The 18,560-nt window shown below is 34.4% G+C and carries 20 protein-coding genes, 2 pseudogenes and 1 other annotated feature; of the genes and pseudogenes, 6 read left to right on the forward strand and 16 right to left on the reverse strand.

Annotation, left to right across the window (positions count from 1 at the left end):
* Window positions 1-64: 64 nt before the first annotated feature.
* Window positions 65-493 carry a cell wall hydrolase gene (locus MHH59_RS13755; RefSeq protein ID WP_002085180.1) on the forward strand — a complete coding sequence of 143 codons (429 nt, stop codon included), beginning with the start codon at window positions 65-67 and terminating at the stop codon, window positions 491-493.
* A gap of 61 nt (window positions 494-554) precedes the next feature.
* Here MHH59_RS13755 and lysS read toward each other — a convergent pair whose 3' ends face one another.
* On the reverse strand, window positions 555-2,108 hold the full coding sequence (lysS, locus tag MHH59_RS13760) for a lysine--tRNA ligase (RefSeq protein ID WP_340851515.1): 1,554 nt from the start codon (window positions 2,106-2,108) through the stop codon (window positions 555-557).
* A gap of 83 nt (window positions 2,109-2,191) precedes the next feature.
* Window positions 2,192-2,448 (reverse strand) — a binding site (T-box leader).
* A gap of 71 nt (window positions 2,449-2,519) precedes the next feature.
* Window positions 2,520-2,690 carry a DUF2197 domain-containing protein gene (locus MHH59_RS13765; protein WP_078203372.1) on the reverse strand — a complete coding sequence of 57 codons (171 nt, stop codon included), beginning with the start codon at window positions 2,688-2,690 and terminating at the stop codon, window positions 2,520-2,522.
* Window positions 2,691-2,831: 141 nt separating this feature from the next.
* Here MHH59_RS13765 and MHH59_RS13770 point away from each other — a divergent pair, with 141 nt between their 5' ends.
* Together MHH59_RS13770 and MHH59_RS13775 are read left to right on the forward strand one after the other, a co-directional pair.
* Window positions 2,832-3,734: an SMP-30/gluconolactonase/LRE family protein gene (locus MHH59_RS13770; RefSeq protein WP_016120320.1), complete on the forward strand. Its 903-nt coding sequence runs from the start codon at window positions 2,832-2,834 to the stop codon at window positions 3,732-3,734.
* Window positions 3,731-4,435, forward strand: a pseudogene (locus MHH59_RS13775) (class I SAM-dependent methyltransferase). The gene MHH59_RS13770 and the pseudogene MHH59_RS13775 overlap by 4 nt, the downstream one beginning before the upstream one ends.
* A gap of 61 nt (window positions 4,436-4,496) precedes the next feature.
* Here MHH59_RS13775 and MHH59_RS13780 read toward each other — a convergent pair.
* Window positions 4,497-5,423, reverse strand: a complete 927-nt coding sequence (locus tag MHH59_RS13780; protein WP_201056593.1) for an NADP-dependent oxidoreductase — start codon at window positions 5,421-5,423, stop codon at window positions 4,497-4,499.
* A 236-nt stretch (window positions 5,424-5,659) separates the two neighbouring features.
* On the opposite strand from MHH59_RS13780, the gene MHH59_RS13785 reads away from it, so the two are divergent.
* Entirely contained in the window at window positions 5,660-6,517 is an 858-nt protein-coding gene (locus MHH59_RS13785) for an alpha/beta fold hydrolase (protein ID WP_002127689.1), read from the forward strand.
* Between the two features lie 279 nt (window positions 6,518-6,796).
* On the opposite strand, the gene MHH59_RS13790 is transcribed toward MHH59_RS13785, so the two are convergent.
* Both MHH59_RS13790 and MHH59_RS13795 read right to left on the reverse strand, forming a co-directional pair.
* The gene (locus MHH59_RS13790) at window positions 6,797-7,132 is read right to left on the reverse strand and encodes a hypothetical protein (protein ID WP_002085171.1); all 336 of its coding nucleotides are present in this window, start codon (window positions 7,130-7,132) and stop codon (window positions 6,797-6,799) included.
* 11 nt (window positions 7,133-7,143) lie between these two features.
* Window positions 7,144-8,313 (reverse strand): ParM/StbA family protein, encoded by a 1,170-nt coding sequence (locus MHH59_RS13795; protein WP_002013097.1) that lies wholly within the window; start codon window positions 8,311-8,313, stop codon window positions 7,144-7,146.
* Window positions 8,314-8,522: 209 nt separating this feature from the next.
* Here MHH59_RS13795 and MHH59_RS13800 point away from each other — a divergent pair, with 209 nt between their 5' ends.
* Window positions 8,523-8,927, forward strand: a complete 405-nt coding sequence (locus tag MHH59_RS13800; protein ID WP_002127690.1) for a hypothetical protein — start codon at window positions 8,523-8,525, stop codon at window positions 8,925-8,927.
* A 41-nt stretch (window positions 8,928-8,968) separates the two neighbouring features.
* Here the strand turns inward: MHH59_RS13800 and MHH59_RS13805 are convergent, their stop codons facing one another.
* From MHH59_RS13805 to sleB, 6 genes and pseudogenes are all read right to left on the reverse strand, one after another.
* Complete coding sequence (locus MHH59_RS13805) at window positions 8,969-9,505, reverse strand: DUF1697 domain-containing protein (RefSeq protein WP_078203324.1); 537 nt, start codon at window positions 9,503-9,505, stop codon at window positions 8,969-8,971.
* Between the two features lie 164 nt (window positions 9,506-9,669).
* Window positions 9,670-10,167: pseudogene (locus tag MHH59_RS13810) on the reverse strand (GNAT family N-acetyltransferase).
* Window positions 10,168-10,194: 27 nt separating this feature from the next.
* Window positions 10,195-10,551: a hypothetical protein gene (locus MHH59_RS13815; RefSeq protein ID WP_002127693.1), complete on the reverse strand. Its 357-nt coding sequence runs from the start codon at window positions 10,549-10,551 to the stop codon at window positions 10,195-10,197.
* A gap of 104 nt (window positions 10,552-10,655) precedes the next feature.
* Window positions 10,656-11,252 carry a YhcN/YlaJ family sporulation lipoprotein gene (locus tag MHH59_RS13820; protein ID WP_002085166.1) on the reverse strand — a complete coding sequence of 199 codons (597 nt, stop codon included), beginning with the start codon at window positions 11,250-11,252 and terminating at the stop codon, window positions 10,656-10,658.
* A 26-nt stretch (window positions 11,253-11,278) separates the two neighbouring features.
* A complete protein-coding gene (gene ypeB, locus MHH59_RS13825; protein WP_340851518.1) occupies window positions 11,279-12,619 on the reverse strand; it encodes a germination protein YpeB in 1,341 nt (446 codons plus the stop codon).
* A 15-nt stretch (window positions 12,620-12,634) separates the two neighbouring features.
* Window positions 12,635-13,414 carry a spore cortex-lytic enzyme gene (gene sleB, locus MHH59_RS13830; protein WP_340851519.1) on the reverse strand — a complete coding sequence of 260 codons (780 nt, stop codon included), beginning with the start codon at window positions 13,412-13,414 and terminating at the stop codon, window positions 12,635-12,637.
* A gap of 144 nt (window positions 13,415-13,558) precedes the next feature.
* Here sleB and MHH59_RS13835 point away from each other — a divergent pair, with 144 nt between their 5' ends.
* Entirely contained in the window at window positions 13,559-13,891 is a 333-nt protein-coding gene (locus MHH59_RS13835) for a DUF3889 domain-containing protein (RefSeq protein WP_002147449.1), read from the forward strand.
* A gap of 66 nt (window positions 13,892-13,957) precedes the next feature.
* Here the strand turns inward: MHH59_RS13835 and MHH59_RS13840 are convergent, their stop codons facing one another.
* From MHH59_RS13840 to kynU, 5 genes are all read right to left on the reverse strand, one after another.
* On the reverse strand, window positions 13,958-14,581 hold the full coding sequence (locus MHH59_RS13840; RefSeq protein ID WP_215575840.1) for a Pr6Pr family membrane protein: 624 nt from the start codon (window positions 14,579-14,581) through the stop codon (window positions 13,958-13,960).
* A gap of 20 nt (window positions 14,582-14,601) precedes the next feature.
* Window positions 14,602-15,519 carry a serine hydrolase domain-containing protein gene (locus MHH59_RS13845; protein WP_340851527.1) on the reverse strand — a complete coding sequence of 306 codons (918 nt, stop codon included), beginning with the start codon at window positions 15,517-15,519 and terminating at the stop codon, window positions 14,602-14,604.
* A gap of 126 nt (window positions 15,520-15,645) precedes the next feature.
* Entirely contained in the window at window positions 15,646-16,485 is an 840-nt protein-coding gene (gene kynA, locus MHH59_RS13850) for a tryptophan 2,3-dioxygenase (RefSeq protein WP_002127699.1), read from the reverse strand.
* Between the two features lie 33 nt (window positions 16,486-16,518).
* Window positions 16,519-17,148: an arylformamidase gene (gene kynB / locus MHH59_RS13855; RefSeq protein ID WP_002065849.1), complete on the reverse strand. Its 630-nt coding sequence runs from the start codon at window positions 17,146-17,148 to the stop codon at window positions 16,519-16,521.
* A gap of 2 nt (window positions 17,149-17,150) precedes the next feature.
* Window positions 17,151-18,437, reverse strand: coding sequence for a kynureninase (gene kynU, locus MHH59_RS13860; protein ID WP_002168240.1), 1,287 nt, complete (start codon window positions 18,435-18,437; stop codon window positions 17,151-17,153).
* Window positions 18,438-18,560 lie beyond the last annotated feature (123 nt).

An 18,560-nucleotide genomic window follows, 5' to 3' on the forward strand; every position in this document is an offset into this window, starting at 1 on the left:
TGCACTTAGCTCATTTTGAAACATACACTCTTTACTATAACAGGTAAAGAAAGGTGGTATTACAATGCCCCTTATTCCATACAACGAAAGTGACGTTGATTTACTAGCTCGTTTAATTCGAGCTGAAGCTGAAGGTGAAGGACGACAAGGTGAACAACTTGTTGGCTGTGTTGTCGTAAATCGTGTGTTTTGTGATTGTTTAGATTTTAAACAACTTCGATCTGTGCGTGATGCAGTATATCAAAGCCCTGGCGGATTCGAAGCAGTGCAATTCGGATATTTTTACCAACGCGCCCGTGAATCAGAAAAAGAAATCGCAAGAAAAGTTTTACAAGGTGAATGGCGCTGGCCAGCACGATGGGCTCTTTGGTATTTTCGTCCAGTTGGAGCTTGTCCACCCGAATGGTATAATCAGCCGTTTGCAGGGCAATTTAAAAGCCATTGCTTTTACGAACCAAGTGGTGATGAATGTCCAAAAATGTATTCAAGATAGTAAAAATTAAGCAACGCAAGTACTTATTCTATTGAGTACTTGCGTTGCTTTTAACTATATTTTAGAAATCTAATAATGTGACGAATTTTCTAGCGCCTACCACATGTATTAATAATGGTATACGTGGACCACTTGATTGATTCATAATGAGCCTATATAAAATGGTAAATAATTGTTTTTGATTTTCTTTCATTATTTTTATATTTTCATGATGACAAATCGTATACAATTGCTCCATTAGTTTAGAATGATCGTTATTAGAACGAATTATTTTACAAACTTCTACTAGCCATTTTTTCTGCCGTTCATCTAATGTGTTATAAAACTCCGTATTTTTCTCTTTATTTACCGCAATTAATTTTTTAGATTGAAAGTTTCTTATCCAATACTCAGCACGATTACTTATCGCTATCATTTCAGGTAATGCATAGCTCCTATCTATTTTCTCTAATATATCTTGTAAAATAGATGAATCAAAATTTAATAACGGTAAAGTTCCTGCTACTTGATTAAACTTTGGATACTCTTTAAATCGGCTATCAAGTCTAGAAAGTTTAATTGCATCAAATAAATCTTCATTTTTGAGTGTTTTATTTTCATAACTATCCTTCAATCTCTCATACTCTGTATAATTGCGAATCACATCTTCATCAAGTCCAATATGAAAAGCTGCGCCGGGCCTATATTTTGCAAACATAAAAAGAATCACATCTGGTACATACACTTTTAATAAGTCCCTAGGTGTAATACTATTCCCTGAAGAACTGGACATTTTTTCATGATGCCCTTTAATTCCAATGAAATCATAAGCAATGTATTGAGGGGCTTCACAATTGAATATTTCTCTTGCAATTTCTTTTGATACATTATAACTACCAGTTTCCGATGAATGATCTCTTCCGCCCGGTTCGAAAATAACATCCTCTATCATCCATCTCATCGGCCAATCGATTTTCCAATTCAGTTTCATTTGACTTGTATTTAATATGGATAATTTATTTTGATTTCCACATTCACAGTCATACCTAACTGCTTTTAATACTTCATCAAAATGTGTAATAGTTGTGGCATCTTTCCCGCACCTCTCACAATATAACGTAACGGGATAAAAGTTTTCTCTATCTTCTTCTCGGTGTATTCCTGTTTTAAACCCCATTAAAATATCATATATTTCTTTTCTTTTATACAAAGACTCTAATATGTTTTCGTTATACCTTCCGCTTCTATATTCAGCATGTTGATATATGAATTCCACTTCAATCCCAAATGCTTGGAGCGATTTCTCAAACTCTTTTTCAAAATGCTCTGCGTACGAGTTATGACACCCATACGGATCAGGAATATCACAGTATGGCATACCAATATATTTTGCAAAAGATGGATCAATATTTTTAGGAACTTTTCTAAACCTGTCATAATCATCCCATGAAAAGATAAAACGAGTCTTTTTCCCTAAATCTTGCAGAGCCCTTACAACGAAATAAGTCGTTACTATTTCACGGAAGTTCCCAATATGAACAGAACCAGATGGACTAATTCCAGCTGCACAAACAAAAGTTTCTTTGTTTGGATTTTTTCTAATCAATTCATGTGCTACTTCATACGCCCAATGCATATGTTACTCACCTCAATTGTATTTTTGTTTTCACATTTTCAGTTTTATGCAATAAAAAAACTCCCACCCCCAAGATTATTCATCTTGAGGACGAGAGTTATTAACTTCGCGGTACCACCTCAGTTTGTTAATACGTCACCATATTAACCTCTTCAGGTACGGCAAAATATGCTTATACCCTATCTCTATAACGGGAGAACCCGTCGCACCATCCCTAAATGAATTAGTTCCTTGCGCAGCTCTAAGTCTTTTTTCATTAAGATGTATACCGCTCTTTCTCAGCTACCAGAGCTCTCTGTACGTATTCTTTCTTAACTACTCTTCTCTTCAATGCCATTTTGAATATTAGTTTTTACATATGATAATTTATAACGTATATATTGTCAAATTTTTCTGAACAAAAATATAAAACTACCTAAAAAAACATTTTATCGCTTCTAATTGAATTCTGTGGCTACACTCATCACAACAATATGTCCCTTTCGGTTTCTCTTTAAATCGCTTATATTTTTCACTTCCTTCGTATACTCGGAATATATTTTTACACGAAAAGCAAACAATCTCATAAAACAGCATATGCATTTTCCTCACAGTGTTTATACATTTTTTTAATAACTTGAAAAGGTCTGTTTTCGACATTGCAAATCTTAATAATCTCTCACAAAAGGTTTACCTCTATTCTTATCGAATTATATAAATATCTTATAAAGCGAGGTGAACATCTTGTTCAGTAATATAGAATTAGTTTTAGATGCTAAAGCAAGTTTAGCTGAAGGACCATGTTGGAATGAAAAAAAGCAGCTTTTATACTGGGTTGATATTATGGAGAAAAAACTATGCATTTATACCCCCGCTAATAATTCAAACCGAGTGATTGCCCTCAATCAGCAAATCGGCTGTGTCGTTCCATATCTAGATGATGTAGTACTTTTAGCTCTAGAAAAAGGGTTTTATTCTTTTAATCTAAATACAGAAGAGCTTACACATATTTATGATCCTGAACCACATTTAATAGAAAATCGTTTTAATGACGGGAAATGCGATCCGGCTGGCCGCTTTTGGGCAGGCACTACTGACTTATATGGTATAAGTGGCGCCGGTTCCTTGTATTCTTTAAATAATAATCTCCAAGTAGAGAAAAAGGTATCACATGTAAATACATCAAACGGCATAGCATGGTCTCCTGACGATACATACCTTTATTTTATTGATACACCTACAAAAAAAGTAGTCCGTTTTCATTATGATATACATACTGGTGTAATTAGCAATCCAACAGATGTTATCATCTTCCCTGAAAATGAAGGTCTACCCGATGGTATGACAATTGATGTAGAAGGTTGTTTATGGATTGCACATTGGGGAGGCTCGAAGATTACTAGATGGAATCCCTTGACTGGAGAACAGATTTTAAGTATTCCGATTCCTGCTTTATATGTAACGTCGTGTACATTTGGAGGACCTAATTTGACCGATTTATATATCACAACAGCCAGAACAAGAATGACTGATGCGGAATTAAAACAGTACCCACATGCTGGTGGTATATTTCGAATTCAAATGAATGTTAAAGGTTGTCCAACCTATTCATTTCGCCATGAAACTATTGGAGCTGAAACACTATGAACAGAATCGATTACATAAGACAAGAAGAGAAAAAGTATCACGATCTTTGCTATGAACAATATAAATTATTCGAAGCGGGATCTTGGCTTTATAAACCTGTTAAAACAGTTATGGACATGCTGAACTATCTTGAAGAACAGAAAGACCTACAAATACTGGACCTTGGCTCTGGTGTCGGTAGAAACAGTACTCCGATTGCACAAAAAATTATGAATAGTGGCGGCACTGTTACTTGTATTGATCTACTTGATTCGGCTTTAATGAAGTTACAAGTTTATAGAAAAGAATATGGTGTATTTGAATACATAAAAACGGAACAAGCAGCAATTGAAGACTACTATATTGCTCCTAATACTTATGAATACATCGTTGCAGTATCAAGTTTAGAACATGTTAGATCAATAGACGATTTTAAAAAAGTGCTTCACACTATGAAAAATGGGACAAAGAGTGGCGGTATCAATTGTTTAATAGTTAACTCTAACATTTAAGAAATAGATTTAGAAACAGGAGAAGAATTAGATGCTTTAATTGAAATTAACCTTTCTACGGAAGAAATGATACGTACACTAAAAGGCGTTTATAACGAATGGAAAGAAGTAAAAGTTGAAATGAAAAATTTAGCGTATGATATTGTACGAAACGGTAAACACATTCAATTAAATACGAATGCGATTACTTTTGTCGTGCAAAAATTGTAGTTTATATGAGTGGTGACAATTTTTATTTTTTATAGTCACCACTCGTATATTTATGTAAATATCATTCCATCGTAATTACAATTTTCCCTCTAGTATGCTGACTTTCACTCAAAATATGAGCTTCTCTAACGCCTTTTTCATTAAACGGCACAACTTTACTAATGATTGGTTTGATTTTTTCAGCTTGGATCAAACTAGTTAATTCGTCTAATTGCTTTCCACTTGGTTTTAACCATAAAAATCCTGATCTTATACCCTTTACTTCATGAAGTGGTTCATGAACGATAGAAACTAGAACACCACCAGATTTAATAATTTGAAAACTTTTTTCTTGTACTTCTCCGCCGATTGTATCTAACACAATATCATAATCTGATAGTAGCTCTTCAAATTTATCTTTTTTATAATCAATAACAAGGTCAGCACCTAAAGACTTTAAAAACTCTTCATTTTTACTACTTGCAGTTGTTGCGACAAAAGCCCCAAATGATTTTGCGATTTGAATTGCAAAACTCCCTACTCCGCCCGCTCCAGCATGAATTAATACTCGGTCATTTTCTTTTATTTGTGCATAATCGACAAGACTTTGCCAAGCTGTAAGTCCTGCAAGAGGTATAGATGCTGCTTCTTCAAAATTAAGATTATTAGGCATTTGCGCTACTAAATTTGATTTCACTGTAATGTATTCAGAATAAGAACCTTTCCCTGTATTTTCAGGTTTCGTAAACACTTTATCTCCTATTTTAAGATGATTCACATCTTCTCCAACTTCTTCAACTATTCCAGCAACATCTAATCCTAATGTAATTGGAAATGAAAATCGCAACTTTTCTTGTAAGTCTCCCTTTCTTATTTTCCAATCAACAGGATTGACAGATGTTGCGTGTATACGTATTAATACTTCATTACATTTAACAACTGGTTTAGGAACTTGTCTTTCTTGTAATACTTCAACACTACCATATTGATTAATAACAATTGCTTTCATTTCCTCTCCTCCTTGTTGTTTATTGTAATAACAAACAATTATTTTTCAAAATTTTCCGCCTTGGATGACAATAAATATGTTAGGAGGTGATATTTATGCTACTCTACTAATTAAGCATCATGAGTGCAAAAAACATTTATTTCACTTAAATACAATCTAATTTACGCCTAAGAAACACCCAAAGTTATATTTCTCTTTATTTATTAATGACCTTTAAATGAAACGGAGAGTGTGCTATGAGTGAACAAGTTTTCAAAGTAAACGGTATTGATATATGTACAGAAAGCTTTGGAAATCCTAATAACCCAGCAATATTATTAATTATGGGAGCTACGTGTTCAATGGTTTATTGGGATGAAGAATTTTGTGAAAGGTTGGCTAGCACAGGAAGGTTTGTCATTCGCTATGATAACCGTGATGTTGGGCGTTCTGTTACATATGAGCCTGGGACTTCCAATTACACTGTAGCAGATATGGCTGAAGATGCAATCGGAGTACTCGATGCGTATCATATTGACAAGGCACACCTTTTTGGCATGTCATTAGGAGGTATGATTGCTCAAATTGCTGCAGTAAAACACCCAGAAAGAATTTTGACCTTAACATTACTAGCAACAAGCGTTATTGGATCTGATAACAATACTCGTGATTTGCCTCCAATGGATGAAAGAATTTTGACACATCATGCTAATGGTGCAAATTTAGATTGGACAAATAAAGATGTTATAGCGAAATATTTAATTACAGGATCACGTCTACTCTGTGGATCAAAGCGTATATTTGATGAAGCAAGAACTTTAAAACAAGTAAAGCAAGAAATAGAACGTGCTAACAATCTATTAAGTATGTTTAATCACGCCCTCCTTACAGGTGATGATTCTTATGAAGGTATACTAAAGTCGTTACTAGTACCTACTTTAGTAATTCATGGTACGGACGATACAGCTCTTCCACTTGAACATGGACTCGCACTTATTGATGAAATTCCGAACTCAAAGCTATTATCCCTTGAAGGTACAGGGCACGAGATTCATCCCGATGACTGGGATAAAATTATTAAAGCAGTTTCAGAACATATATCCTGTATAAGATAAGAACAACTATTAGAAGGGGCACAAATTGTTTTGCCCCTTCTATTTATCCCGCTATTTGTGAGCAGTAAAACTCCCACCTCAAAATTCAGCTGAAGCAAAGAAATTAGGTGGGAGATAAACTGCCCGTAAACGCCCGATTGGTTCAACTAATAATCAGTGGGGGATGAACAAAACCCCCACTGATTATAGTTTCACTTTATAAAGATTACGATACAATATCAAAAACCCATCACTGCATTCGTATGTATAGTGATGGGCTCTACCTATATTTTTCTATGCTTAAAAAAATGGACAATCTAACTGGTCAACAGATTCCCACGATTTTTTTTTTACATTTTCGGTGGATTTACTATTTTCTAGTGGTACGTGTTTAAATGGATTCATTTCAACTTTTAATAGAGATGATGGTTCTATATATAAAGAAAAAACATGGCTACTTGGCAAGGTTTTTGATACATCAATATCTCCTACTTGTTTAAATAATTGCTGGGCCGCAAAGAAAAAGAAATTAGTTGGATTAGATTGTTTATTAAGCCAAGCAATCATTTCAGGCGATACTGATTTATTAATGTTAATTTTCACTCGATCACCACGTTTATATCGCCTAGATCGCATACTTCCACCAACTAACTTATCGTTAAGTTTGTAAACCCTAACTCTTTTTGCTTATGCTCTCTATATTTTGGCGAGCATGTATATACTAATAACCCACGAGCATTGGTGAATAACGGGTTATCTACAAAGATCACATTTTTCAAGCGTCCTTTTTGTTTCAAAATCATTTTTAAGCTATTTTTAATAATAACTGCGCCCCCACCATAAATAAATACATATGGATCGTCTTTCATATCATCAATTTTGTTAATAATATCCGTTGCGACACGTGCTGCTAAACCTAAAAATGCTGGCTGCGATTCCTCAACTAACAATGCATTTCTTGGGTGCTTTTCATTTAAATAAATTTGGTTAAATTCTGTAATGCTATCAATTGTTTTCGTAGGATATTTCCGATTCCATCTCGTAATAATTTGTAGTAACGTTTCTTTTACACCGTACGATAATCCTTTACTTAATTGCGGACGGAAATTTACCCCTAATGAAACAACTTCTTCCGTTGTCCCCGCGCCAATATCAAAAGACAATAAAGTTTTATCTACAAAATCAATTTCTGAAACTTGATTTTGTTCACATTCTATTTTATGTTTCACAACATTTCCTTCCTCATCATATACAATCCCCCACGTCCCAGAAGCGCCTTCAGGTAGACATTTACAAAACTCAATAGAAACATTAATCGTAACATCGCGTCCATTTGGATAATGGAATATGACCTTGTGATTACCCATATACCGTTTCGCATTTTCAGCAGCAATTTCCTGTGTAATAAGTTGCATTGGAAGAGCAACAGATAAATCATAACGAATATTAATATGACTTGAAGTAGGGCTTTGACGCATAGCACTTATCGCTAAACCTGAAAGGATTGTAATGACCATTAACTCATCAGTAGATTTATTTGATTTTTTCTCCACTTCAGTACCTTTTAATTGATCTTGAATCACTTTTTCTCCAACGATGTATCGTACATTATTTAACATTAGCGATGGAGAACTAATGGTCACATCAATGTGATTCTCTAATTCTGACGATGAAACTTCACCCTCATCTAACAACCCCGTAGACTCACCTATATATAAGGAATAAATACTCGGAATAAAAATAGGTTCCTGCCCTTTCACCATTAACTTCAAACCATTATTTCCTGCATCTGCACCAGCTTTTAAAAGAATAGACATAACTACCCCCTAAATTAATCTGACATCCCTTCCAAATATATGCGAGCCCATTCTTTTACATTCAAATGTAATGTAATTTTTTCTTCATCCTTTAAACAAAATATCATAAACATTCACTTCATATGTAAAAAATGTTTGACATAAAACTTTTCCAATTTTATACTATGGATGTAAAGAGTTTTTTACAAAAGTGGAGGTGCAATTATATATTGAATACTAAAAAAATTATTTTTGTAATCATAACTTTATCTTTAATCGCTATACTTGTACATGGCACATACAAATACATAACTGAAGGTTCAATTTTGGGTGGGACTATTTTCGCTGCTTCTTTAATACTTAGTAATTTAATTAATCATATTACATGGGGAGATCCAAACGGAGTATCGAAAGAAAGTCAAGATGAGATGGGACAACAAATTACATATAAAAGCTTTAAAATCGCGTATTTTGTGCTTGTAGGTGTTATGTTCCTTATATTACTCTGCTCGGAAGGATTTTCTATGGGTTCCAATTTGGATGGTGTAAAAAACCTTCCACTCTTTATTGCACTCTGTTCTTCCTTTCTTATTTTCCCTATTGTTGAACTCATTGTCGCCAAACAATATAAATAAAAAAAGTGGTTTTCTAAATGCAGAAAACCACTTTTTTATGTTTAAATACCTTCTGCTATTGCTTTCAGCTTATTCACAGTCCGCCAGTTCCTTACTGTAGCTGGCGTATGTAATTTTTGAAACTGGTTCATTAGTTTAGAATTACGAATGCTTTTTTTGAAAAATAAATACACTACTCTTCCTTCGATATGGCAATCTTCTATGTCACTTTTGTACATAAGTAACCGCTTACTGTCTTCTTCAGAAAGTGGATTAGCTAAAAAGGCCACATGTACACTTTCTCCTTCTAATAACGAATGGGTCTCGTAAGGACACTTTTTAATAATATTAATAAATTCATCATTTGCTCGTAACATGACTGGAACATTGAAATCAAAAACGTTCGTAATTTCACATTCAATTCGTTCCTTTAAAAAACTTATCTCTTCTTCTGACTCAAACACTACATTTCCACTTTGAATATATGTTTTCACTCTTTTTAACCCTATTGATTCAAACATTATTTTCAAATCTACCATTTTGATTACCTTATGTCCACCTACATTAATTCCCCGTAGTAGTGCAATATAAATTGTCATATGATTACCCCTCACGTATTTAAATGCTTAACAATCGAATTGTTTTGCACCTTCATGCTTCTCGAATACTTACTTTAATACATCTAACATATCATGTACGGAAAATATCTCAAATTAAAAAACTTACTACATGATTTTTTTCAAGAGTAAGCTTTGTTATCTCATTATCTCGTTATAGGTAAATGTAATATGAATTGTTGTCCAATTGGTCCCATTCTTCTAAACCCTTTATCTTGAAATCCAACTTTCTCATATAACTTTTGTGCCGGAATGTTTTTTTCATTTACAGCAAGAATCACTTCATTTTTTACTGGATAATAATATTTTACAAAGTCTTGTAATAACGCCAATGATTTTTTAGCATATCCCTTATTTTATTTATTGTGATTAACGGAAAAAGAAGTTAAAAGTATGGCATCCTTATTTTCTGTAAACTCCTGTACCCTATCACCTGTTTGTAATATAAATACACCGACAGGTACTCCGTTATAGTCTAAAATAACAACTACATTTTTCGTTCGATCATTTTTCGCTTTCTCCAGTAATTCACCTGGATTCGCCGTAAATTGAACTTGTTCACTTGGTAAAGTAAATGATTGTATTATCTCTTTATATTGCTCCTTATACGGCACTAATTGTATTTCTCCTGTATGTATGTTCATGCTTAACTCTCCCATTCCTTCAAGTTATTAACTTAAACCTTGCTGTGTTTTAGAATGCACTTTTCCATCCAAAAATGTTATTTTAGCAAATGATTTTGGATCGTTTCCTTTCCAAGCAAAAATTTGCTTAATTCGTGTAGAATGTTCTTCCCCTTCTTCTATGAGTAAATCCCCTTCAAAACCGATTAAATCTTTCACTTCTAAATAAGTCATTCCTTCATTAATATTTGAGAAATGATTTATATTAATGGTCTCTTGCTTTTTATTTTCCGTTATAGTAGAAGACATAGCTGTTTTCTTCTTCACTTCTTTCTTCTGGTCACACGCTGTCATACTAAAACCTATGCATAAACTACCTAATATGAGTGCGCTTTTTTTCATCATAACGGCTGTCCCTCCCCTCATTATTAAACCATATATTCCCTTAAAAATAAACTGAATATTTAATCTTGAAGAAAAACCCCGTACAATTTAGTACGGGATTTTCACTATTTTTTCAAATGGTTATTTGACTGATCTTCTTGTTCTTTTCGTAGTTCTTGTTCTTCATCTTTTGGTAATTGTTTATCATTATCTTTAATCGGATTCGTTTCTCTATTTTCAATCATATCATTTGGAACTTGCGGCATTACTCGGCCAACAATTGCTGCTAATTCATCAAGTATGCCTTCACCAGTTTTACCTTTTTTAATTTGCTTGCCTATTTGTTTTAGTCTTTCATACGTATCAACATCTGCTACAACGACTGCATTTGCACCGTTTGGGTCATTCTTCAAACTCTCTGCAACAGAATACTTAATTGACTCAACGCGAGTTCGATCAAGTTTTGCTTTCACATCAATACCTACAACAGCATACTTCCCAACTACTACTGCTGTCGCATCGTTTACACCAGGTATACTTGCAGCTAAAGATGCCAGATGATCAGCTGCTTTTTCATTTGGCTTATTTGATTTATTTGTATACGTAACATTTTTCATCGAGACATTTTTTTGTTCTGGCTTTTCATTAGGATTGTCTTTTTTTCCAATGCTACATCCAGTAATAACGAAACAAAGCATTAACATATATATAATGATTTTCATTATTTTCACCACTTTATCATTGATGTTTAATCATAAATTTTCTCAACAGCTTGCATCTTCTTCACTTTTTCTTCTGCACCGCTATTTGCGTTAATGAAAATTTGGTACGTATCTTTCCCTAAAGTACCAATATATTCATAACAAAGTACTTCATTATGCAAGTCATTTACTACTACAGCTTTACGTTCTTCCATAACTTTTACATCGGGGTTAATTTTCTTTCTCGCCTCAGCAGCGGTTAGCTTCGCACTCGGAATCGTTCGTTTTTGATGTGATGCTAAATATTCCTTTGCGGAAAAACCAACAATCGACCCATCATCTAAAGCAATTTTCATTTGGATTGCTTCTGGATAAATACGCACTCCATTTTCACTTGCAACGTACGTAAACACACCGATATTATCATATTGAGAGCTATCAAACAGCTCCATATTTGTAAACTTGTGATCCTTTAAAAATCTTAATCCTTTACTTCCTGCATCATTTAAACTAATTTTTTGCTCTTTAATTTCTCGGTTGTTCATTACCCAAATTGGATATCCGCCTTTTCCAGTAATATCCATATAATACTCATTGTTCGTTGCTGGATCTTGAATTTTCACACTGTAAAATGATTCTTTTGCACCTTTTCCACTTTTCTCAACTTCTACTTTTTCATTCCCTTTTAAGTTTAAAAATGATTTCGCGATTTTTTCCGCTTCCTCTTTCGAAATCGCCTTTCCTTTTGCCTCAAATCCGCCTTTTTTATTCTTTTGTGCACTTGTAAAAGTCGGTCCAAAGTTTGTGGACGAGTATGAGGTTACATTCTTTTCTACCGTCTTTAATCCATCGATAATTGTGTTATCTGCTGGGTCTTGGTTTGACGCAAGAGCCATTTCTACATCCATCCAGCGAAGATTATTTTTCAATACAAGATGCTGCACTTTTCTCAGTTCATCTTGTATATTTGCTGCATTTGAATATAAACCTTGTAACGTTTTATATTCTTGATCATTTAACGGATCTTTTTCTAAATCACGAACCGCTGCACGATAACTAAAATCACCGATATTCGCAAGGAACTCTTCCGTTTTATTAAATGGCATTAATGTTAAAGGTAATTGTCCTACATCAGAACGAGCCTCTGCTGTTAAACGCCATACATCTACTAAAGCTGGCGATAATGAGGAACGTGAATTCATCGCCAGTGTTGTTCCAATTTTATCGTGTAATAAATCAACTTCATATGCTAAATCATGAAACGCACGCTGATAACTATTTTCCGCTCGAATTAATACTGCATTTTTCTCTTGATGCTCTTTATAGCCCCAATACCCTGTTCCGACTACACCTACTGTTAACAATACGATGATAATACCTCGTAACATGTTTCCACCTCCGCTCTATTTACAGAAAATATGCTTACCAATTTTTTTAATTTGTGGACGAGTCCAAATCCATTTACTTGTCGCAGTATCTGGGTTGAAATAATATAATGCATTCCCAGTTGGGTCCCATCCGTTGATCGCATCTAATACGGCTTTTTTCGCATTTTCATTTGGCGTTAAATATATTTGTCCATCTGCTACTGCTGTAAATGCTCTCGGCTCAAAGATTACTCCTGAAACAGTATTTGGAAATGATGCACTTGTGACACGGTTTAAAATAACCGCAGCTACTGCAACTTGTCCTAAATACGGCTCACCACGGGATTCTCCGTATACAGCGTTTGCCATTAACTGAATGTCATTTTGAGAATAACCGTTTGGAACATTTGTCCCTGTACTTTTTGGCGGCTTATTTTCCTGTTTACCTCCACCACTGTTCCCTTTATTAGTTGTAGTATCTTTATTAGCGGTCGACTTATCATACTTCGTTGCCTTTACAAGCATTTGCTTCGTTTTAGCACCCGCTAAACCATCAACTGGTAATCCGAATTTTTGCTGAAAGTTTCGAAGTGCCCAATATGTACCCCATCCGAAAACACCATCAACTTTCCCCGTATAAAATCCGTTATATTTCAAACGAGTTTGCAGTTCAATGACATCTTCTCCAGAAGCTCCCCTTTGAATCACTTGATTAGAAAAGGCTTCTACATTTTTGGTTTGTATACTACTGACCATCAAAGATAGTCCCACAAATACAAGCAAAATCGCTATCTTGAAAACAGCTTTTTGACGCATGTATTTCCCTCCTTAATTACGGAAATGATTTCATGGTTATGTTTTGTAAAACCCTCGTTTTTATGTAAAGAAGACAAAAAAATCCAAACTTATATGCTTAAAGAAATATGTAAATAATATAAAAAAAGACAAAAGGAGCTTATTATGAGGCATTTCTTCGCACGCACAGCATTTATAATTTTTTTAATAACAACATGTTCAACTATATATACTGGTCCATCTATAGTTCACGCACAGCCACCCTATGCAAAATGGGGTAAACTGGCCGTTGAAAAAACGAAAGAACAATATCCGAAAGCAGAGATTATTGATTACCTTCATATAGGTAGAAAACCAAAAACTGTTCAAATAACAGTTGAAAAATTTAAGCTGTGGCTGCGTGAAGGTGGGAAAGAATATGGTGTTTTTGTTGATGTAGAATTCGATACGAAAACAGAGAAATTTTTAAAGATGTCCTTTCACAAAACAAATCGGTAGAACAAATAAACCCCTCTGTTTTACTTAAAACAGAGGGGTTTATTCATACACATTTAATAATGAAAGTTATTGTTTTAAACTTAAAGATCGATTCCCTAACATTTTCACCAATCCACAAATACCTCCAATAACAACTGCTATCCCTATACTATATAAAAACACTCTACCATATCCCCCTATTCTCGGATCTAAAAACGGATATGGGTACCAATTAACGAATGGACCTCGTATTAAGCTATAGACAACATATAAAAGCGGGAAAACAAGCCAACTCGCAGCCTGTTTCCATGTAATGGTCTTCGTAGGTGGATTTATAACCCAATCTAAAATCATCGCTAATGGCATGATGTAATGAAGCACAGTATTTACCCACGGTATTGGTGTTTGAAGTGACTCTTCTAATCCCCTTAATAACAAAAAATAAATAAGCCCTGTAGTCAGTATGTATACTGTAGCTGCACCTCGAAGAACTCCAAACTGCTCCGAACGTCCAAATAGGGTTGTCCCTAAACTACTTAATAGAAGAATTACCGCCACTAAAATGTTGCTTTCAATTGTGAAGTAACTAAAAAAATTAACTGGATTGAACGGTTTCACTTGTGCTCTTGTAACAAATTGAGTAACAAGTGCACTAAACGCTAAAAGACTTAAAAACAATCTTAATATCGCTATCATTTTTGCACTTCTCATAAAACACCTCCTGTCTCTTCTTATTTATGATTGGAATTCTCTTTTATATGCTCTATAAATAACTTTAATGGTACGAGGCCACGTTTAGGCATGTGACTACTAATTACTGCTACGATCTCTAACTGTGGAATGATAATAATGTATTGCCCTCCGTATCCCATAGCAAAATACATACAATACGGTATGTGAAATCTTTCGTTATTTAACACCCACCAGTGATATCCATATGCCCCGACATGTTCATACGTTTCAAATAGAGCTGTACTTGATTGCTCTAACCATTTCGATGATATAATTTCATTTCCCTTCGAATATCCATTCTGCAAACATAATTTTCCTAACTTTAATAAATCTATAGATTTCATTTTCATACCGAATCCCCCGACATATACACCTTGCGGGTCTTGTTGCCATTCATATTCCGTAATGTTTAATGGATCAAATAAATACTTTTTCGCGAACTGCTCCGTCGACATTCCAGTTGATTCTTGAATGATGTAACTAAGTAAGTGAGAAGAACCTGAATTATAATTCATTTTCGTACCCATTTCTTCAATGAACGGCTTTTCTAAAATGTATTGCACCCAATTGTCTGATTCCACAAAGTCATTTGGGAAAACAACCCCATTGCCGAATTCTTGCCAATCTTCTCCTGTTGTCATCGTTAATAAATGATACAGTGTTAATTCCCTTTTTTTCTCCGGTACATTGGGAATCCATGTTGTGATTGGTGTATGTATATTATTTATAAATCCTTTATCAATTGCGATACCAATTAATATAGATACGATACTTTTTGTAATCGAATTAATTTTAAATAAGTCATTTGCACAGTCTATCGTTTTATAGTACTCAGTCGTTAATTCCCCCTTTTGATAAACAAGAAATGTATTAACCTTTTTCTTTTCAAATTTATTTTGTAATTGCTCGAAATTCAAGAAATCTTCCTCCATCTAAACGGTTATGTAATATTTGTAGTTCATCTCGTTCTCTCTATTAAATCATATTTGTTATTAAAACAAAAAAATAAACTTGCCAGCATTTAATAGCTGACAAGTTTATTTTTATAATTTCGTTCGAACGTTCCAAAGCTCTGGGAAGAAGCATTGATCAAGCACTCGCTTTAAATAAGATACGCCAGAAGAGCCACCTGTTCCCATTTTATGACCAATAATTCGTTCTACCGTTTTCATATGACGGAAACGCCATTGTTGTAGCCAGTCTTCAATATCGATTAATTTCTCTGCAAGCTGATATAAATCCCAATATTTCTGCACGTCCGCATATACTTCTATCCAAGCCGCTTCTACAGTTGCATCCTCTTCGTAAGGCTGCGTAATATCACGATTTAACACATCTTTATGAATTGGGAATCCTTCTTTAACAAGCGCTTGTATCGCCACATCATACAAACTTGGTGTATGAAGTGCTTTATGAAGACGAGCATGTAATTCTGGGTCCTTTTCATAAATCTTTAATGCATGTGGTGTTTTATAACCAAGTGCATATTCAATCATTCGATATTGATACGATTGAAAACCTGAAGCCTGACCAAGTGAATCACGAAACTCAATATATTCTGATGGTGTTAATGTCGCAAGAATATCCCAAGATTGAATAATTTGCGACTGAATTTTTGATACACGTGCTAACATTTTAAAAGCTGGTGGTAATTTATCTTGTTTAATAGATTCAATTGCAGCATTCAATTCATGTAAAATTAATTTCATCCAAAGCTCACTCGCTTGGTGGATAACGATAAATAACATTTCATCATGATGATCTGATAATCTTTGTTGACTAGATAATAAGCTATCTAGCTGTAAATACTCTCCATACGTCATATTCTCCTTAAAATCCGTATGAATCCCTTTTTCCATAATTACCTTTTCATTTTCTTTCATATTAGCCAAACGCCCCTTTGTGTTCATTTCTACTTATATTGGTCTAATAACAGCTCGAACTGGACTCCCATCCGCATCTGTTAATGCAAGTGGTAATGCAATAAGTTCGTAATCGCCGTCTACTACGTGATCGAGTACGACATTTTCTAAAATGTGAATTCCATGTTTAAATAATTGATGATGTGCTGCTAGTTCTTTATCATCTAAAGGATCAACAGATGGTACGTCCACTCCGATTAAACGAATTCCCTTTTCAGAAAGAAAGGCTGCAATATCTGCGCGTAAATGAGGGATTACATCTGGGAATTCATTTGCTTTACCATGTGAAGATGTACGTAATAACAATCGTTCTACACCTTCTAAATGAAAGTTTTCTAATTCCTTTTTCCCGATGCTTTCAAGATTAGAAACGTCAATGATTCGCGCTGGGCCAACATAAACTTGAATATCTAAATCCAACACCTTCTTACCGTCATTATCAAAATGAAAAGGTGCATCAATATGAGTACCTGTATGGATACTCATCGTTAACTTTCCGACATTTACTGAACCACTGTTTTCTTTTGACCATGAAACTTCATACGAGAACGGTGTATCCCCTGGCCATGTCGCGATATCATTATTTAGCGGTTGTGAAATATCAATCCACTGCGATGTTTTCATGCTTACGCCACAACCTCTCGCTTATTTTCAAAGTTTTTATATTCTTCATTTTTCATAATTTTCTTTAAAATTTGTACAGAGTTCCATACTTCCTCATACGTATTGTATAAAGCAACAGGCGCAAGTCTAACTCCATTTGGAGCTCTAAAGTCTGGAATAACCCCATTTGCTTTTAACGCTTTACAAATACGCGCCGCCTCAGCATGTTCTAAATAAATATGCCCGCCTCGTTTTTCATCCTCTAATGGATTTCCAATTGTAAATTCAAAGCCTTTTAATTCATGTTCAATTAAATCAAGCATATATCTCGTAATATGTAATGATTTTTCACGTAACTTTTCAATACCAGCTTCTTTAAAAATTTCAAGAGAACCGATTAATGGTGCAGTACTTAATACGTGAGGTGTCCCTATTTGATAAGCTCCAGCATGGTCAGCCGCAGTTAATGAATGCTCCATATCAAATTGCTTATCTTTTCTAGAACTAAACCAACCAGATAATCCTGGGAGTCTATTAAAGTGTTTATTATTTACATAAAGGCCTGCAACACCACCAGGACCTGCATTTAAATATTTATAATTACACCATACAGCGAAATCTACATCCCACTCTTTAAAATGATGCGGAATGGAGCCGATTGAATGACATAAATCAAAACCGATATGAATACCACGTTTATGAGCTTCAGCTGTTAATCGCTTCATATCAAGAATTTGTCCACTTCTATATAGTACAGAAGGCAATAATATTAAAGCGATATCATCGGTCATCGCATGAATAATATCATCTTCAGAAAGTGTTCTTCCATCTCGGCTTTTCACTCGTACTAAATGTTCATCTGGATCTAAGCCTTTTAAACGAATTTGACTCTGAAGTGCATAAATATCTGACGGAAAAGTTAATTCATCCGCAAGAATTTTTGTTCGTATTCCTTTCGGCTCATAAAACGTCGCAATAACTTGATGTATATTCGCAGTCGTGGAACCGGTTACAATCGTTTCTTCCGGTAAAGATCCAATAAGAGGTGCTGTCAATTCACCCAATTTCTCCGAAAGGAAAAACCATGGATGCTCACCTTCAGTCCATCCATCAATCCCAAACTCTTTCCATGAATCTAGCAAGGTAAGTAACGATTTCTCTGCTCTTTTTGAAAGCAACCCTAAAGAGTTACCATCTAAATATATTGTTCCTTCTTTTTTATAAAATTCAGATTGAAAATCTTTCAGTTCATCATGTTTATCACATTCAAGCGCATACTCATAAGTTGGTTGAAATGGTTCTTTATACATGGTGTCACCTTCTTTTAATTTTCTTTTTATTCTAACTAATTGAAATATATCACTTAAATTGATATAACGTCAATGATATTATGTCAGTTGACTTTATATACGAACTTCTTTTACAATACAATT

The sequence above is a fragment of the Bacillus sp. FSL E2-0195 genome (assembly GCF_038003645.1).
Classification (GTDB): domain Bacteria; phylum Bacillota; class Bacilli; order Bacillales; family Bacillaceae_G; genus Bacillus_A; species Bacillus_A mycoides.